The organism is Actinocorallia lasiicapitis, from assembly GCF_054778695.1.
Genome location: NZ_BAAGZI010000135.1, coordinates 1 through 13,863 on the forward strand (window position 1 = coordinate 1; position 13,863 = coordinate 13,863).

14 protein-coding genes and 1 pseudogene are annotated in these 13,863 nt (G+C 71.4%); 5 read left to right on the top strand and 10 right to left on the bottom strand.

Annotated elements, in window-relative coordinates; all coding sequences use genetic code 11:
* Together ACYVE7_RS16815 and ACYVE7_RS16820 are read right to left on the bottom strand one after the other, a co-directional pair.
* Positions 1–353: alcohol dehydrogenase catalytic domain-containing protein (locus ACYVE7_RS16815; RefSeq protein ID WP_460365648.1), on the bottom strand; the 353-nt coding region annotated here is incomplete at its 3' end.
* Positions 350–754, bottom strand: a complete 405-nt coding sequence (locus tag ACYVE7_RS16820) for an acyl-CoA thioesterase (RefSeq protein WP_460365649.1) — start codon at positions 752–754, stop codon at positions 350–352. The genes ACYVE7_RS16820 and ACYVE7_RS16815, both read right to left, overlap by 4 nt.
* A gap of 75 nt (positions 755–829) precedes the next feature.
* Between ACYVE7_RS16820 and ACYVE7_RS16825 the strand changes: the two genes are divergently transcribed.
* Both ACYVE7_RS16825 and ACYVE7_RS16830 read left to right on the top strand, forming a co-directional pair.
* The gene (locus tag ACYVE7_RS16825) at positions 830–1,198 is read left to right on the top strand and encodes a hypothetical protein (protein WP_460365650.1); all 369 of its coding nucleotides are present in this window, start codon (positions 830–832) and stop codon (positions 1,196–1,198) included.
* Between the two features lie 84 nt (positions 1,199–1,282).
* On the top strand, positions 1,283–1,621 hold the full coding sequence (locus ACYVE7_RS16830) for a VOC family protein (protein ID WP_460365651.1): 339 nt from the start codon (positions 1,283–1,285) through the stop codon (positions 1,619–1,621).
* Between the two features lie 43 nt (positions 1,622–1,664).
* Here the strand turns inward: ACYVE7_RS16830 and ACYVE7_RS16835 are convergent, their stop codons facing one another.
* The 4 genes from ACYVE7_RS16835 to ACYVE7_RS16850 are packed head-to-tail and all read right to left on the bottom strand — an operon-like array spanning position 1,665 to position 4,884.
* Complete coding sequence (locus ACYVE7_RS16835; protein ID WP_460365652.1) at positions 1,665–2,285, bottom strand: MBL fold metallo-hydrolase; 621 nt, start codon at positions 2,283–2,285, stop codon at positions 1,665–1,667.
* Positions 2,282–3,367: an S-(hydroxymethyl)mycothiol dehydrogenase gene (locus tag ACYVE7_RS16840; RefSeq protein WP_460365653.1), complete on the bottom strand. Its 1,086-nt coding sequence runs from the start codon at positions 3,365–3,367 to the stop codon at positions 2,282–2,284. Before ACYVE7_RS16840 ends, ACYVE7_RS16835 begins: the two co-directional genes overlap by 4 nt.
* Before the next feature lie 24 nt (positions 3,368–3,391).
* Complete coding sequence (locus tag ACYVE7_RS16845) at positions 3,392–4,384, bottom strand: heme-dependent oxidative N-demethylase family protein (RefSeq protein ID WP_460365654.1); 993 nt, start codon at positions 4,382–4,384, stop codon at positions 3,392–3,394.
* The gene (locus ACYVE7_RS16850) at positions 4,381–4,884 is read right to left on the bottom strand and encodes a dimethylamine monooxygenase subunit DmmA family protein (RefSeq protein WP_460365655.1); all 504 of its coding nucleotides are present in this window, start codon (positions 4,882–4,884) and stop codon (positions 4,381–4,383) included. Before ACYVE7_RS16850 ends, ACYVE7_RS16845 begins: the two co-directional genes overlap by 4 nt.
* A gap of 50 nt (positions 4,885–4,934) precedes the next feature.
* Between ACYVE7_RS16850 and ACYVE7_RS16855 the strand changes: the two genes are divergently transcribed.
* The 3 genes from ACYVE7_RS16855 to ACYVE7_RS16865 all read left to right on the top strand — a co-directional run bounded on the left by ACYVE7_RS16855 (position 4,935) and on the right by ACYVE7_RS16865 (position 9,058).
* Positions 4,935–5,504: a helix-turn-helix domain-containing protein gene (locus tag ACYVE7_RS16855; protein ID WP_460365656.1), complete on the top strand. Its 570-nt coding sequence runs from the start codon at positions 4,935–4,937 to the stop codon at positions 5,502–5,504.
* A gap of 126 nt (positions 5,505–5,630) precedes the next feature.
* The gene (locus ACYVE7_RS16860; RefSeq protein WP_460365657.1) at positions 5,631–7,022 is read left to right on the top strand and encodes an MFS transporter; all 1,392 of its coding nucleotides are present in this window, start codon (positions 5,631–5,633) and stop codon (positions 7,020–7,022) included.
* Positions 7,019–9,058: a molybdopterin oxidoreductase family protein gene (locus ACYVE7_RS16865; protein ID WP_460365658.1), complete on the top strand. Its 2,040-nt coding sequence runs from the start codon at positions 7,019–7,021 to the stop codon at positions 9,056–9,058. The genes ACYVE7_RS16860 and ACYVE7_RS16865 overlap by 4 nt, the downstream gene beginning before the upstream one ends.
* Before the next feature lie 71 nt (positions 9,059–9,129).
* On the opposite strand, the gene ACYVE7_RS16870 is transcribed toward ACYVE7_RS16865, so the two are convergent.
* The 4 genes and pseudogenes from ACYVE7_RS16870 to ACYVE7_RS16885 form a co-directional block, all read right to left on the bottom strand.
* Positions 9,130–10,602: an FAD-dependent oxidoreductase gene (locus ACYVE7_RS16870; RefSeq protein ID WP_460365659.1), complete on the bottom strand. Its 1,473-nt coding sequence runs from the start codon at positions 10,600–10,602 to the stop codon at positions 9,130–9,132.
* Positions 10,599–10,934: a nitrite reductase small subunit NirD gene (gene nirD / locus ACYVE7_RS16875; protein WP_460365660.1), complete on the bottom strand. Its 336-nt coding sequence runs from the start codon at positions 10,932–10,934 to the stop codon at positions 10,599–10,601. Before nirD ends, ACYVE7_RS16870 begins: the two co-directional genes overlap by 4 nt.
* Positions 10,931–13,432, bottom strand: coding sequence for a nitrite reductase large subunit NirB (nirB, locus tag ACYVE7_RS16880; protein ID WP_460365661.1), 2,502 nt, complete (start codon positions 13,430–13,432; stop codon positions 10,931–10,933). Before nirB ends, nirD begins: the two co-directional genes overlap by 4 nt.
* Positions 13,433–13,542: 110 nt before the next feature.
* Positions 13,543–13,863: pseudogene (locus ACYVE7_RS16885) on the bottom strand (hypothetical protein); the annotation flags it as partial.

Here is a 13,863-nt window from a genome sequence, read left to right on the forward strand (position 1 = left end):
GCGGCCGCACCCGGCAGACAGAGCGCCGGACGTCCGGCCGCGCACCGGGCGCACGCGCCGCAGGCGGGCACGAACGCGAGCACCACATGGTCGCCGACCAGGAAACCGGTGTCCGCGCCGACCGCCACGACCTCGCCCGCGGCCTCATGGCCGAGCGCCATCGGCAGCGGCCGCACCCGCGAACCGTTGATCACCGACAGGTCGGAGTGGCAGAGCCCCGCCGCCCCGATGCGCACCAGCAGCTCGCCGGGACCGGGATCGTCCAGGGTCAGTTCGGTGATCTCCAGCGGCCGGGAGACGGCGTAGGGCGTGGGCAGCCCCAGCTCGGTGAGGACCGCGGCCCGTGTCTTCACGCCGCCACCAGCTTCTCCATCGCGTCGCGCAGCGCGCCCGCGATCGGTACGGGACGCCGTGACGTCCGGCCGACGAACACATGGGTGAACTCGCCCTCGGCGATCAGGACCTCGCCCTTGAACAGGCCGATCTCCCACTTCACACTCGACGAGCCGAGCTTGCCGATCCGCAGCCCCACCCGGATGACGTCCGGGAAGCCCGCTTCGGCCCGGTACTGGCAGCTCGACGCCACGCACATGCCGATGGCGTCGCCCCTGAGCGGATCGAACCCGGCCTCCCTGATCATCCAGGTGTTCACGGCCGTGTCCATCATCTCGTAGTGGACGACATTGTTCATATGCCCGTAGCAGTCGTTGTCGTTCCACCGCGTCGGGACGTCTTTCCAGTACAGGTAAGCCACGAACGGATCGTACCGGCGGCCGGATCACCCGGTGAAGGCCGGGCGGCGTCCGGCGTCCGTGATAGGGGTGGGGTCATGAGAAGACTCGTGTGCGGGGGGCTGCTCCTGGCCGTCCTGGCCGGTGGCGGTTGCGCGGACGCCGGTACCGAGCCCGTCCCGGCTGGGGTGACGGTGCTCAAGGTCGGGCAGACCGCCGAAGGGCTGACCTTCACAGGGGTCGAGAACGACAGCCGCTGCCCGCGCGCCGTCGACTGCGTCTGGGCGGGCGACGCCACGGTCGTCGTGACCGCGGGCGGTGCCCGGCACGAACTCCATGTGAACGCCGATCCGAAGACCGCGACGGTCGGCGGCCACACCGTGGAACTGGTCGCCCTTGACCCGTACCCGGAGGCGCCGGGTCAGCTCGACCCCAGCTCCTACCAGGCGACCTTCAAGATCGGCTGAACGGTCAGTTTTCGAGAAGCCTCCGGCGGTTCACCCGCCCTACGGTGGAGAGGTCAGCAGGAAACGAACTGAGGGAGCCGTGCCATGACCCTGGGACTCAAGACCGTCATCTTCCCCGTCACCGACCTCGACGCCGCCAAGAAGGTCTTCGGCGCGCTGCTCGGCACACCCGTCGTGGACGAGCCGTACTACGTCCAGTACGAGGCGCCCGGCCAGTCCGTCGGCCTCGACCCCAACGGCCACAAGTCGGGCATGACGGGCCCCATCGGCTACTGGCACGTCGAGGACATCGCCGGCACGATCAAGAGCCTGCTCGACTCCGGCGCGACACTGGTCGCCGACGCCAAGACCGTAGGCGGCACCCGCCAGATCGCGACCGTCAAGGACGCCGACGGCAACGTCATCGGCCTGCTCCAGGACTGACCGAGCCGGGGCGCTCGCGGTGGAACGCCCCGGTCCCGGAGTCTCAGTGGCCTCTGGCCAGCCAGGTGGGGAGGTGCGGGGATTCGGCGCCGATCGTCGTGGTCGGGCCGTGGCCGGTGCGGACCGTCGTGCCGGGCGGCAGGGGCAGCAGCCGGTGCTCGATCGAGGTGATGATGGTCGGGAAGTCGGAGAAGGAGCGGCCGGTGGCGCCGGGGCCGCCCTGGAACAGGGTGTCGCCGGTGAAGACCGTCTCCAGGTCGGGGGCGTGCAGGCAGACCGCGCCGGGGGCGTGGCCCGGCGTGTGCAGGACCGTGAGGTCGATCCCGCCGGCCTTCAGGGTCTCGCCGTCGGTGAGGATGCCGTCGGGTGCGGTGCCGGGATGGGTCAGCTCCCAGAGGGGCAGGTCGGCGGAATGCAGGAGGACCGGGGCTCCGGTGAGCGCCGCGAGGGCGGGCGCCGCGTCGATGTGGTCGTTGTGCCCGTGCGTGCAGACGATCGCCCGGACGGTCCGGTCGCCGACCGCCGCGGCGATGGCCGCCGCGTCATGGGCGGCGTCGATGACGATCACCTCGCTGGAGTCGCCGACGATCCAGACGTTGTTGTCGACGTCCCAGACCCCGCCGTCCAGCGTGAAGGTGCCCGAGGTGACGAGATGGCCGATCACAGGATCACCACCGAGCGGAGCACGTCGCCGTGGTGCATCCGTTCGAACGCCTTCTCCACGTCCTCGAGGCCGATCGTCTCGGACACGAACTCCTCCAGCGCGAGCCTGCCCTGCAGATGCAGGTCCACGAGCAGCGGGAAGTCGCGGCTGGGCAGGCAGTCCCCGTACCAGGACGACTTGAGCGCGCCGCCCCGCCCGAACACGTCGAGCAGCGGCAGCTCCAGCCTCATCTCCGGGGTCGGCACCCCGACGAGCACCACGGTCCCGGCCAGGTCGCGGGCGTAGAAGGCCTGCTCGTAGGTCTCCGGCCGGCCGACCGCCTCGATCACCACGTCGGCGCCGTTGCCGTCGGTCAGCTCCCTGATCGCCTCGATCGGATCGCTCTGCGTGGAGTTGACCGTGTGCGTCGCGCCGAGCCGGAGCGCCTGCTCCAGCTTGCGCGGGTCGATGTCGACCGCGATGATCCGGGCGGCCCCCGCCAGCCGCGACCCCATGATCGCCGCCCCGCCGACCCCGCCGCAGCCGATGACGGCCACCGTGTCGCCGCGCCCGACCCCGCCGGTGTTGACGGCCGCGCCGATCCCGGCCATCACCCCGCAGCCGAGCAGCCCCGCCACGGCGGGCGAGACGGCCGGATCGACCTTGGTGCACTGGCCCGCGGCCACCAGCGTCTTCTCGGCGAACGCCCCGATGCCGAGGGCGGGCGACAGCTCTGTGCCGTCGTCCAGGGTCATCTTCTGCTGCGCGTTGTGGGTGTTGAAGCAGTACCAGGGCCGGCCGCGCCGGCAGGACCGGCAGCTACCGCAGACCGCCCGCCAGTTGAGGATCACGAAGTCGCCGGGCGCGACCTCGGTGACGTCCGCGCCGACCGACTCCACGATCCCCGCGGCCTCGTGGCCGAGCAGGAACGGGAAGTCGTCGTTGATGCCGCCCTGCCGGTAGTGCAGGTCGGTATGGCAGACGCCGCAGGCCTGGACCCGGACGACGGCCTCGCCAGGACCGGGATCGGGGACGACGATCGTCCTGATCTCGACCGGCTCGCCGCGTCCCGGGGCCACGATGCCCCGCACGTGCTGTGCCATGGTTCCGCCTTTCTCGGGGTGGTGTCAGGCCGGAGCCAGCCAGCGGGCGACGGCCGCCCGGTAGCGACTCAGACCTTTGTAGTCGACCATGTCATCCGGCAGGTCCTGCCATACCCTGCCGAACCGTTCTCGCCACTCCGGCACCGAAGCGATCTCGCTGAGCGGGGCCAGATGGGTGCGGATCAGGAAGAGGATCGCGTGGGAGCCCGGAAGCCTGAGGAGATGCTGGACCTCGACGGTCGCGAGCCACCGGTCGCGGCCCCACTCCGGGTAGGTCTCGGTCGAGACGTCCAACCGGCGGTCGACGGTCATCGACCAGTTGGTGCGCCGGTACTCCACGCCGGGTTCGAGCCGCATCAGGAACTGCTCGGCACGGGTGATCACGCCTTCCTCGTGGATCCGCGGCACCGGCCCGTGGATTTCCAGGAACGGCATCCCGATGACGAAGTTGAGCGACCAGTCGGCGGCGAACGTGACGAGCCCGGCGTCCGCCCACAGGGCGCCCTCGCGCTGGTCGAGCAGCACGAGGTCCTCCTGGGCCTGGCGTCCGGCGAAGGTCAGGGGGTCGCAGGGCAGGGTGGAGTCGTCGCCGAAGACGAACCGCTGCTCGACGCCGAGCGGGCGGTTCCGCCAGATCCGGGCGTCGCCGTCGCAATCCAGGGCGAACCGGTCCGGATACGTGGCGGCCAGCTCGGTGAGGACGTAGAGGAGGGCATCCCAGGCCGCGGGCCGCGCCTCGGGCAGGACGACACAGCGGGTGGGATCGGCGTCCAGGATCTTCCGGCGAAGCCTCAGGTCGGCGGTGTAGTGGTCGTCCACCTCGAGGACGGAGATCTCGTAGTGGTCGCCGACGGTGCCGTCGCCGGTCAGCGAGTAGGCGTTGCGGCGGTCGCCGGCGTCGACGACCACATGGCTGCCGGGCGTGTAGCCGGGAAGGGGAGCGGCGTCGGGCCTGGCCAGCCGGAACGACCGCACCCCGGCACACGCCTCGAGGACGTCGCGGACGACCAGTTTCACGGTGCCTCCTCGACGTCGGCCCGGTAGCCGAGATAGGCGGCCAGCCGCCGCGAGTGGTGGTGGACGACGAGGTCGAGCCCGCTGCCCCGGCAGCGCACGACCCCGCCGATCCCGGCGCCGGTGGGGGAGACGGTCCGGCAGTGCGCGCAGTAGACGCGCTGCCGCTCCGCCGAGGTGGCGTGCGCCCTGATCTCGCACTGGAGCGCCCCGGCTTCGACGGCCGCCGAGCGCAGGATCTGCACCTCGTCCTCGGGGCCGGTCAGCATCAGCCGCCAGCCGACGTTCGCCCTGCCCAGCTCACGGCGGAACGCGGCGAGCAGCCCGTCGTCGAGCGCGTCGGCGTGGGCGTGCCAGAGCGGCGCGGTGATCTCGCCGATCCAGCGTTCCGCGACGGCCCGTGCGGCCTCGCCGAGCGAGACCACGGCATAGGAGCGTCCACCGGTGTCCACACCGGGGGCGGTGGTCCCCCAGCGCGGGACGCTCGTCCTGTCGATCGCCATGGACCTGACGGTTCCTCTCGACGCGGTCTGCCCGGCCCTATCCTGGGCGGGTGCGGCTGGAAGAGATCATCGCGATGAGGGTGCGTGAGCACCGGACGGCCAAGCGCGTCTCCCTGGCCGAGCTGGCGCGCCGCGCCGGCCTGTCCAAGGCGATGCTGTCGAAGGTCGAGAATGCCCAGACCAGCTGCAGCCTGTCCACCCTCGGCAAGCTCGCCGAGGCGCTGAACCTCCCGGTGACGGCCCTGTTCCGCGGTCTGGACGCCGAGCACGAGGCGGTGTTCGTCCCGGCGGGCGAAGGCGCCAGGATCTCCCGCCGCGGCAGCGAACTCGGCCATGTCTACCGGCTGCTGGGTTCGCTGCGCGGCGAGCACAAGCGGATCGAGCCGCTGCTGGTGACCCTGACCGACACCAGTGAGCCGTTCCCGCTCTACCAGCACGGCGGCACCGAGTTCCTCTACCTGCTGGAGGGCCGGATGGTCTACGGCCACGGCGACGCCCGCTACGCGATGGCGCCCGGTGACGCCCTGCAGTTCGACGGTGAGGCTCCGCACGGCCCCATCGACCTGCTGGACGTGCCCATCACGTTCCTTTCGGTCACCGCCTACGGTTCGCTGGGCTGAACCCAACAGCGCCGTGTGACGAATGTGCGTTGTCCGTTTCACGGACGACATCGCCGAGGCCGAATCGCGTAACGCACCGTACATATTGTCCGCCGTGTCGGGATTTTCTAGGCGCGGAGGTTCAGGATGACGACGCTTGTGGAGGAGCGGGCCCAGGCCCCGGTCGTCGGCAGAGGACGCTGGATCGAGCGCTGGGAGCCGGACGACGCCGCGTTCTGGGCGTCCACGGGCAAACGGGTCGCCGTCCGGAATCTGGCGTTCTCGGTGCTGACCGAGCATCTCGGCTTCTGTGTGTGGCTGCTGTGGAGCATCGCGGTCCTGAATCTGCCCAAGGGCGTGTTCACCACGGAGCAGGTGCTCTGGCTGACGACCGTCCCGAACCTGGTCGGCGCGCTGATCCGGATCCCCTACACCTTCGCCCCTGCCCGGTTCGGCGGGCGGAACTGGACGGTGGTCTCCGGCCTGCTCCTGCTGATCCCGACCGGCCTGTTCGTCTACGCGATCGAGAACCTGGCCACCCTGCCGTTCTGGGCGCTCCTGGCGATCGCCGCGACGACGGGGCTCGGCGGCGGGAACTTCGCCTCGTCGATGGCGAACATCACCCACTTCTATCCGGCGTCCAAGCAGGGGCTGCCGCTCGGCCTGAACGCGGCGGGCGGCAACCTCGGCACGAGCGTCACCCAGCTGCTGATGCCGCCGCTGATCGTGGCGTTCGGGCTGGTCGCCGTCGGCTGGGTCTGGATGCCGTTCGTCCTGCTCGCCGCCGCCGGCTCGTACTTCTTCATGAACAACCTGCGGACCGCGACGACCGCCTACACGGTCGGTGAGATGGTCTCGATCTGCGGCCGCGCCCAGACCTGGGTGATGTCCGTGCTCTACATCGGGACGTTCGGCTCGTTCATCGGCTACGCGTTCTCCTTCGGGGTCCTGATCAAGGCCCAGTTCCCGGACGTCAAGGGCGCGAACTTCATCTGGCTGGGCGCGTTCGTGGGCTCGTTCGCCCGGCCGGTCGGCGGCTGGCTCGCCGACCGGTTCGGCGGCGCCCGCGTCACCATGATCGTCTTCCTGGGGTTGGCGGTGGAGATCGGCGCGGTCGCCTACGCGGTCGGTTCCGGCGACTGGGCGCTGTTCCTCGGCGCGTTCCTGTGCGTGTTCGGCACGACCGGGCTCGGTAACGGCTCCACCTACCGGATGATTCCGGCGATCTTCCGGATCCAGGCGCTGTCCCGCGTGGACGCCGACGTCGAGGCCGCCGTCGCCCGCGCCGCGTCCGCGGGACGCCGTCACGCCGCCGCCGCGATCGGCATCTGCTCGGCGGTCGGCGCGCTCGGCGGCGTCCTGGTCCAGCAGGCGTTCCGGGTCTCGATCGAGCGCAGCGGCGGGATCGCGCCCGCCCTGATCGGTCTCGCCGTCTTCTACGCGCTCTGCATGGTCCTCACCTGGGCGCTCTACCTGCGCAAGCGCGGTATCACCCGCGCCGAGACGGGCCGCGCGAGCCTCGCGGAGGCCGGGGTATGACCGCCACCCACTGCCCGTACTGCGCGCTCCAGTGCGGGATGACGGTCTCGCCCGAGCGGAAGATCGCGCCGCGTGAGGACGTCCCGGCCAACCGGGGCGGCCTCTGCCAGAAGGGCTGGTCGGCGGCCGAACTGCTGACCGTCCCCGACCGGCTGACCACCCCGCTGCTCCGCCGCGACGGCGCCCTGCGCCCCTGCTCCTGGGACGAGGCCCTCGACCACGTCGCCGCCGGGATCCGCGCCCTCCAGGACGCGCACGGCCCGGACGCCATCGGTGTGTTCGGCGGCGGCGGCCTCACCAACGAGAAGGCCTACCAGCTCGGCAAGTTCGCCCGGATCGGCCTGCGGACCTCGCAGATCGACTACAACGGCCGGTTCTGCATGTCGTCGGCCGCCGCCGCGCTCAACCGCTCGTTCGGCCTGGACCGCGGGCTGCCGGGACCGATCACCGACGTGGCCGAGGCCGACGTGATCCTCATGGTCGGCGGGAACGTCGCGGAGACCATGCCGCCGTTCCTGCGGCACCTCACCGAGCAGAAGGCCGGCGGCGGCGCGCTGATCGTCGCCGATCCGCGCCGCACCCCCACCGCCAAGCAGGCCGACCTCCATCTCCAGCTCACCCCGGGCACCGATCTGGCGCTGGCCAACGGGCTGCTGCATCTCGCGATGACCGAGGGCCTGGTGGAGGAGGAGTATCTGGCGCGCCGCACCACCGGCTGGGAGCAGGTCAGGACCGCGGTCAACGGTTACTGGCCGGAGCGGGTCGAGCGGATCACCGGGGTGCCGGTCGCGCAGATGCGGGAGACCGTCCGGATGCTGGCCAGGGGGAGCCGCTCGCTGATCCTCACCGCACGCGGCGCGGAGCAGCAGGCCCAGGGCGTCGACACCGTGACGGCCTTCATCAATCTGGCGCTCGCGCTCGGCCTGCCCGGCACCGAGGGTTCTGGCTACGGCTGCATCACCGGCCAGGGCAACGGGCAGGGCGGCCGCGAGCACGGCCAGAAGGCCGACCAGCTTCCCGGCTACCGGAAGATCGACGATCCGGCGGCACGCGCCCATGTCGCGGACGTCTGGGGCGTCGATCCCGAGCTCCTGCCCGGCGCCGGACGCTCCGCCTACGAACTCCTGGACGCCCTCGGCTCGGAGCAGGGCCCGAAGGCGCTGCTGCTGTTCGGCTCCAACCCGGTGGTGTCCGCGCCGCGCGCCGCCTCGGTGACGGCCCGCCTGGACGCGCTGGACCTGCTGGTCGTCGCCGATTTCGTGCTGTCGGAGACCGCCGCCCGCGCCGACGTCGTGCTGCCGACCGCCCAGTGGGCGGAGGAGTCGGGCACGATGACCAATCTGGAGGGACGGGTGCTGCGCCGCAACCGGGCGCTGCTCCCGCCCGAAGGAGTCCGCACCGATCTGGAGATCATCGCCGGGCTGGCGTCGAGGCTCGCGGCCCCCGGCAAATGGAGCACCGACCCCGGCGAGGTCTTCGACGAGCTGCGCCGCGCCACCTCCGGCGGGATCGCCGACTACGCGGGCATCACCTACGACCGGATCGAGGCCGAGGGAGGCGTGTTCTGGCCGTGTCCCGACGAACGGCACCCCGGCACCCCGCGTCCGTTCCTGGACCGGTTCGCCACCCCCGACGGCCGCGCCCGGATGATCCCGGTCGAGCACCGCGGCCCCGCCGAACGTCCCGACACCGACTACCCGCTCTACCTGACCACCGGACGGCTGCTCACCCACTACCAGAGCGGCGCCCAGACGCGCAGGGTCCCCGACCTGGTCAGGGCGGCGCCCGAACCGTTCCTGGAACTTCATCCCGATCTCGCCGACCGCTGCGGCATCGCCGAGGGCGCGTTCGTCGAGGTCGCCAGCCGGCGCGGCACGACGACCGTCAAGGCCCGTCTCTCTGACGCGATCCGGCAGGACACGGTCTTTCTGCCGTTCCACTGGAAGGGCGTCAACGACCTGACCAATCCGGCGCTCGACCCGGTCTCCCGGATGCCCGAGTTCAAGGTCTGCGCCGTCCGGATCGCCCCGGTCTGAGGGTTGGAGAACGGCTGAAGGGCCCGTTCCCCGGGACCACTCGGGGGACGGGCCCTTCAGCCTTCCGGCCGTCAGACGGTGACGGAGTCCTGCTCGTCCAGCCAGGCGACGATGCCCTCGACCGCCGACCGGCAGGTGCCACAGCCGGTCGAGGCGCGGGTCTGCCGGGAGACCTCGTCGGTGGTCCTGGCGCCGCGCTGCCAGCACGCCCTGATCTGCCCCTTGGTCACGTTGTTGCAGGTGCAGATGGTGGCGGCGTCGGGGATGCGCAGCGGCGACGCCGCCTCGGACGCCGAGCCGACGCCCTGGAACAGCAGGCTGAGCCGTTCGCTCGGCAGCGGCGACGCGTGGTCGTAGAGCTGGGTGAGGGTGCCGGCGGTGGCTGTCTCGCCCAGCAGGATCGCGCCGATCAGCCTTCCGTCCCGGATCACGGCCTTCTTGTAGGTGCCGCGGGTCGAGTCGGTGAAATGGACGATCTCGACGCCCTCGTCGTCGTCGCCCCAGTGGGTCTCGCCCATCGACGCCAGCTCGATCCCGGTGGCCTTGAGCCGGGTGATCTGTCGGGAGCCGGTGAAACGCGCGTCGGGCGCGGTGCCGGCGAGCAGGTCCGCGAGGACAGACGCCTGCTCCCAGGCCGGCGCGACCAGCCCGTACACCTCGTCGCGGTGCTGGGAGCACTCGCCGATGGCCCGGACGTCGGGGTCGGTCACCGAGCGGAGCTCGTCGTCCACCACGATCGCCCGGTCGACCTCCAGCCCGGCCGCGCGGGCCAGCCCCGCCTCGGGCCGCACTCCGCAGGACAGGACGACCAGATCGGCCTCGACCCGTTCGGCCGAGCCGTCGGGAAGGGTCAGTTCGACCCCGCTGACCTGGCCGTCCGGCGTGGTCGTGAGCCCCGAGACGTTCGCCTGGAGCCGGGTGCCGATGCCCAGCCGGTCAAGGGTCCGCACCAGGACGCGGCCGGCGGGCGGGTCGAGCTGGCGTTCCATGAGATGGCCCGCCAGGTGCAGCACGGTGACGTCCAGCCCGCGGCCGGCGAGCCCGCGTGCCGCCTCGATGCCGAGCAGCCCGCCACCCACCACGACCGCCTTGCGGGACCGGTCGGCGACCGCCGAGATCTCCCGGCAGTCGTCGAGGGTCCGGAAGACCATCGCGCCCTCGGGCAGCCGGACGGCCGCGCTGTCGGCGCTGTCCTCGACCGGGATCGGCGGGATGAACGCGGTGCTCCCCGTCGCCAGGACCAGGGTCTCGTAGGAGGTGACGGAGCCGTCCGAGCCGTGGACGATCCGCTTCTCCCGGTCGATCGCCACGATCCCGACGCCGAGCCGCGCGTCCACGCCGTGGGCGGCGTACCAGCCGGCGTCGACCAGCCCGATGTGGTCGGCCCTGGTCACCCCGGCCAGCACATTCGACAGCAGCACCCGGTTGTAGGCCTGCTGGTGCTCGGCGCCGAACACCGTGATCGGCACCTTGGGGTCGCGGGTCCGCAGCTCGGTGACGAACCGTGATCCCGCCATCCCGTTCCCGACGACGACGACGCTCACGTCGCCACCTCGACCCTGCCGCCGTTCAACCGGACCGGATAGGTCGCGACGCTCCGCTCGGGGTCGTCGAGGCTCTGCCCGGTGGCCAGCGCGAACACGTTCTTGTACATCGGGGACGCCACCGTGGGCACCCCGCCGCGGCAGCCGAGCAGCCCGCGCGACATCACATGGGCGTCGCTGAACGGGTCCCGGTTGTCCAGGGCGTACAGGTCGCCCTCCCGGGTGCGGAAGACCGCCACCTGACGCTCGCCGACGAGCGCGGCGACCCCCCGCTCGGGGAGCAGTTCGGCGTAGGCGCACACATCGGTCCAGAGGGCTGTCGCGGTCGTCATTTGGTCACCACTTCCAGGCGGGGGCCGGCCAGCAGAACGGGCTTGATCTGCTCGCGCTCGATCTCGAACGAGATCGACGGGTCGGGGGTCTCGGGGGCGTTGACGAAGGAGACGAACCGGCGCAGCCGCTCGGGGTCCTCCAGGGTGTCGGCCCACTCGTCGGAGTAGATCTCGACGTGCCGTGCCATCGCGGCGTCGAGCTCCGCGCAGATCCCCAGCCGGTCCTCGACGATCACCTCGCGCAGGTAGTCGAGGCCGCCTTCCAGGTTCTCCATCCAGACCGAGGTGCGCTGGAGCCGGTCGGCGGTCCTGATGTAGAACATCAGGAACCGGTCGATCAGGGTGATCAGCTCGTCGTCGGTGAGGTCGGTGGCGAACAGGTCGGCGTGGCGGGGCCGCATCCCGCCGTTGCCCGACAGGTAGAGGTTCCAGCCCTTCTCGGTGGCGATGATCCCGAAATCCTTGGACTGGGCCTCCGCGCATTCGCGGGCGCAGCCCGACACCGCCGACTTGAGCTTGTGCGGCGCGCGCAGCCCGCGGTAGCGCAGCTCCAGCTTGATCGCCATGCCGACGGAGTCCTGGACCCCGTACCGGCACCAGGTGGAGCCGACGCACGACTTCACGGTCCGCAGCGACTTGCCGTAGGCGTGCCCGGACTCGAACCCGGCGTCCACGAGGCGCTTCCAGATCTGCGGAAGCTGCTCCACCCGCGCGCCGAACAGGTCGATCCGCTGCCCACCGGTGATCTTGGTGTAGAGGCCGAAGTCGCGGGCGACCTCGCCGATCACGATCAGCCGCTCCGGGGTGATCTCCCCGCCGGGGATCCGCGGCACCACCGAGTAGGTGCCGTTCTTCTGCATGTTCGCCAGAAAGTGGTCGTTGGTGTCCTGGAGGGCGGCCTGCTCGCCGTCCAGGATGTGGCCGTTGCCCAGCGACGCCAGGATCGACGCGACGGCCGGCTTGCAGATGTCGCAGCCCCGGCCGGTGCCGTGCTCGGCGATGAGCTGCGTGAACGTGCCGATCTGCCGGACCCGGACGATGTCGAACAGCTCGGCCCGCGAGTAGGCGAAGTGCTCGCAGATCGCCTTGGACACCTCGATCCCCGCGGCCGTCAGCTCGGCGTCGAGGATCTTCTTGACCAGCGGGACACAGGAGCCGCAGGACGAGCCGGCGCGGGTGCACGCCTTGACCGACGGGACGTCGCGGAGCTCGTGGTCGGTGATCGCGCACCTGATGCTCTCGGCCGTCACGTTGTTGCAGGAGCAGATCACGGTCGCGCCGGGCAGGTCGCCGCCCGCCGCCTCGGTGCCGCCGAACAGCATCTGCTCGGGCGCGCCCGGCAGCTTGCCGCCGACGTAGGCGCGGAGCGTCGCGTAGGTCTCGGCGTCGCCGACGAGGACACCGCCGAGCAGGGTCTGGGCGTCGTCGCTGACCAGCAGCCGCTTGTAGACCCCGGCGACGGGGTCGGTGTAGGTGACGCCGAGCGCGTCGGCGAACGGGTCGCCGAAGCTCGCGACGTCCACGCCCATCAGCTTCAGCTTGGTCGACAGGTCGGCGCCCTGGAACGCGGCGGCGCTGCCGGGGTTGAGCAGCCGGTCGGCGACGACCTCGGCCATCGAGAAGCACGGCCCGACCAGCCCGTAGACCATGCCGCCGATCAGCGCGCACTCGCCGACCGCGAAGATCGCCGGATCGGAGGTGCGGCACGCCTCGTTGACCACGATGCCGCCGCGCTCGCCGACGTCGAGACCGCAGGCGCGCGCCAGCTCGTCGCGCGGCCTGATCCCGGCGGAGAACACCACGACCTCGGCGGGGATGCTCCGGCCGTCGGCCAGCTCGACCGTGCCGACCGCGCCGTCGCCGCGCGCCGCCAGGCGCGCCATCGGGGTTCCGGCGTGGACGTCCATGCCGAGGCCCTCGATGTGCCGGCGGAGCATCGCGCCGCCGCCCTCGTCGAGCTGGCGCGGCATCAGCCACGGCGCCACCTCCACGACACTCGACTCCAGGCCCAGCCCCTGGACGGCGCGTGCCGCCTCGATGCCGAGCAGCCCGCCACCCACCACGACGCCCGACGCCCGTCCGGCGGCGTAGGCGCGGATCGCGTCGAGGTCGTCGATGGTCCGGTAGACGAACACGCCGGGCAGGTCCTTGCCCTCGACGGGCGGCACGAACGGTGATGAGCCCGTCGCCAGCACCAGCACGTCGTAGCCGATGACCTGGCCGGTGTCGGTGGTCACCCGCCGGGCCTCCCGGTCGATGGCGGTCACCTGCTCGCCGGTGACCACCCTGACCTCGGGTCCGTGCCCGGGATAGGCCAGGTCGGCGCCCTCGAGGTAGGTCGTCAGCGCCACCCGGTCGTAGGCGGTGCGGGTCTCCTCACCGATGACCGTGATCTTCCAGGCTCCGGTGGTGTCCCGCTCCCGAAGAGCCTCCACCAGACGGTGTCCGGTTGGCCCATGCCCGACCACGACCAGCGCGAATTCCGTGTCAGCTCCCATGGGAAAGATGCTGAACAGCGAACATTTCCCAATGGCGTCCCGCCCGTCACCCGGGCGTTAACTGAGACTCACATCCGAAACACCCGCACGGTTGGTTCACCGGACCGCCCTCACCTGGAGCGGGGCGTCTCGGGTAGGGGGACCTCCCGTACCAGCAGGGCGAGCGGGAGTGCGGCCAGTGCGAAACCGGCGGCGAGCAGGAAGGCGGGCGCGGGCTCCGGCAGGCCCGTCCGGTAGGCGACGGCCATGCCCGCTCCGACGCCGACGACGCCGCCGAACGGCCGGAAGAAACCGGCCGAAGCGGTTGCGGCGCCGAGCTCGGCCCGCCGGACGGCCAGCTGCATCGGCAGGCCGATCGTCTGGATCGACAGCGCCAGCCCGGCGGCGGCCAGCAGAGCGACTTTGCGGATCACGGCTTCGAGCTCCCTCGA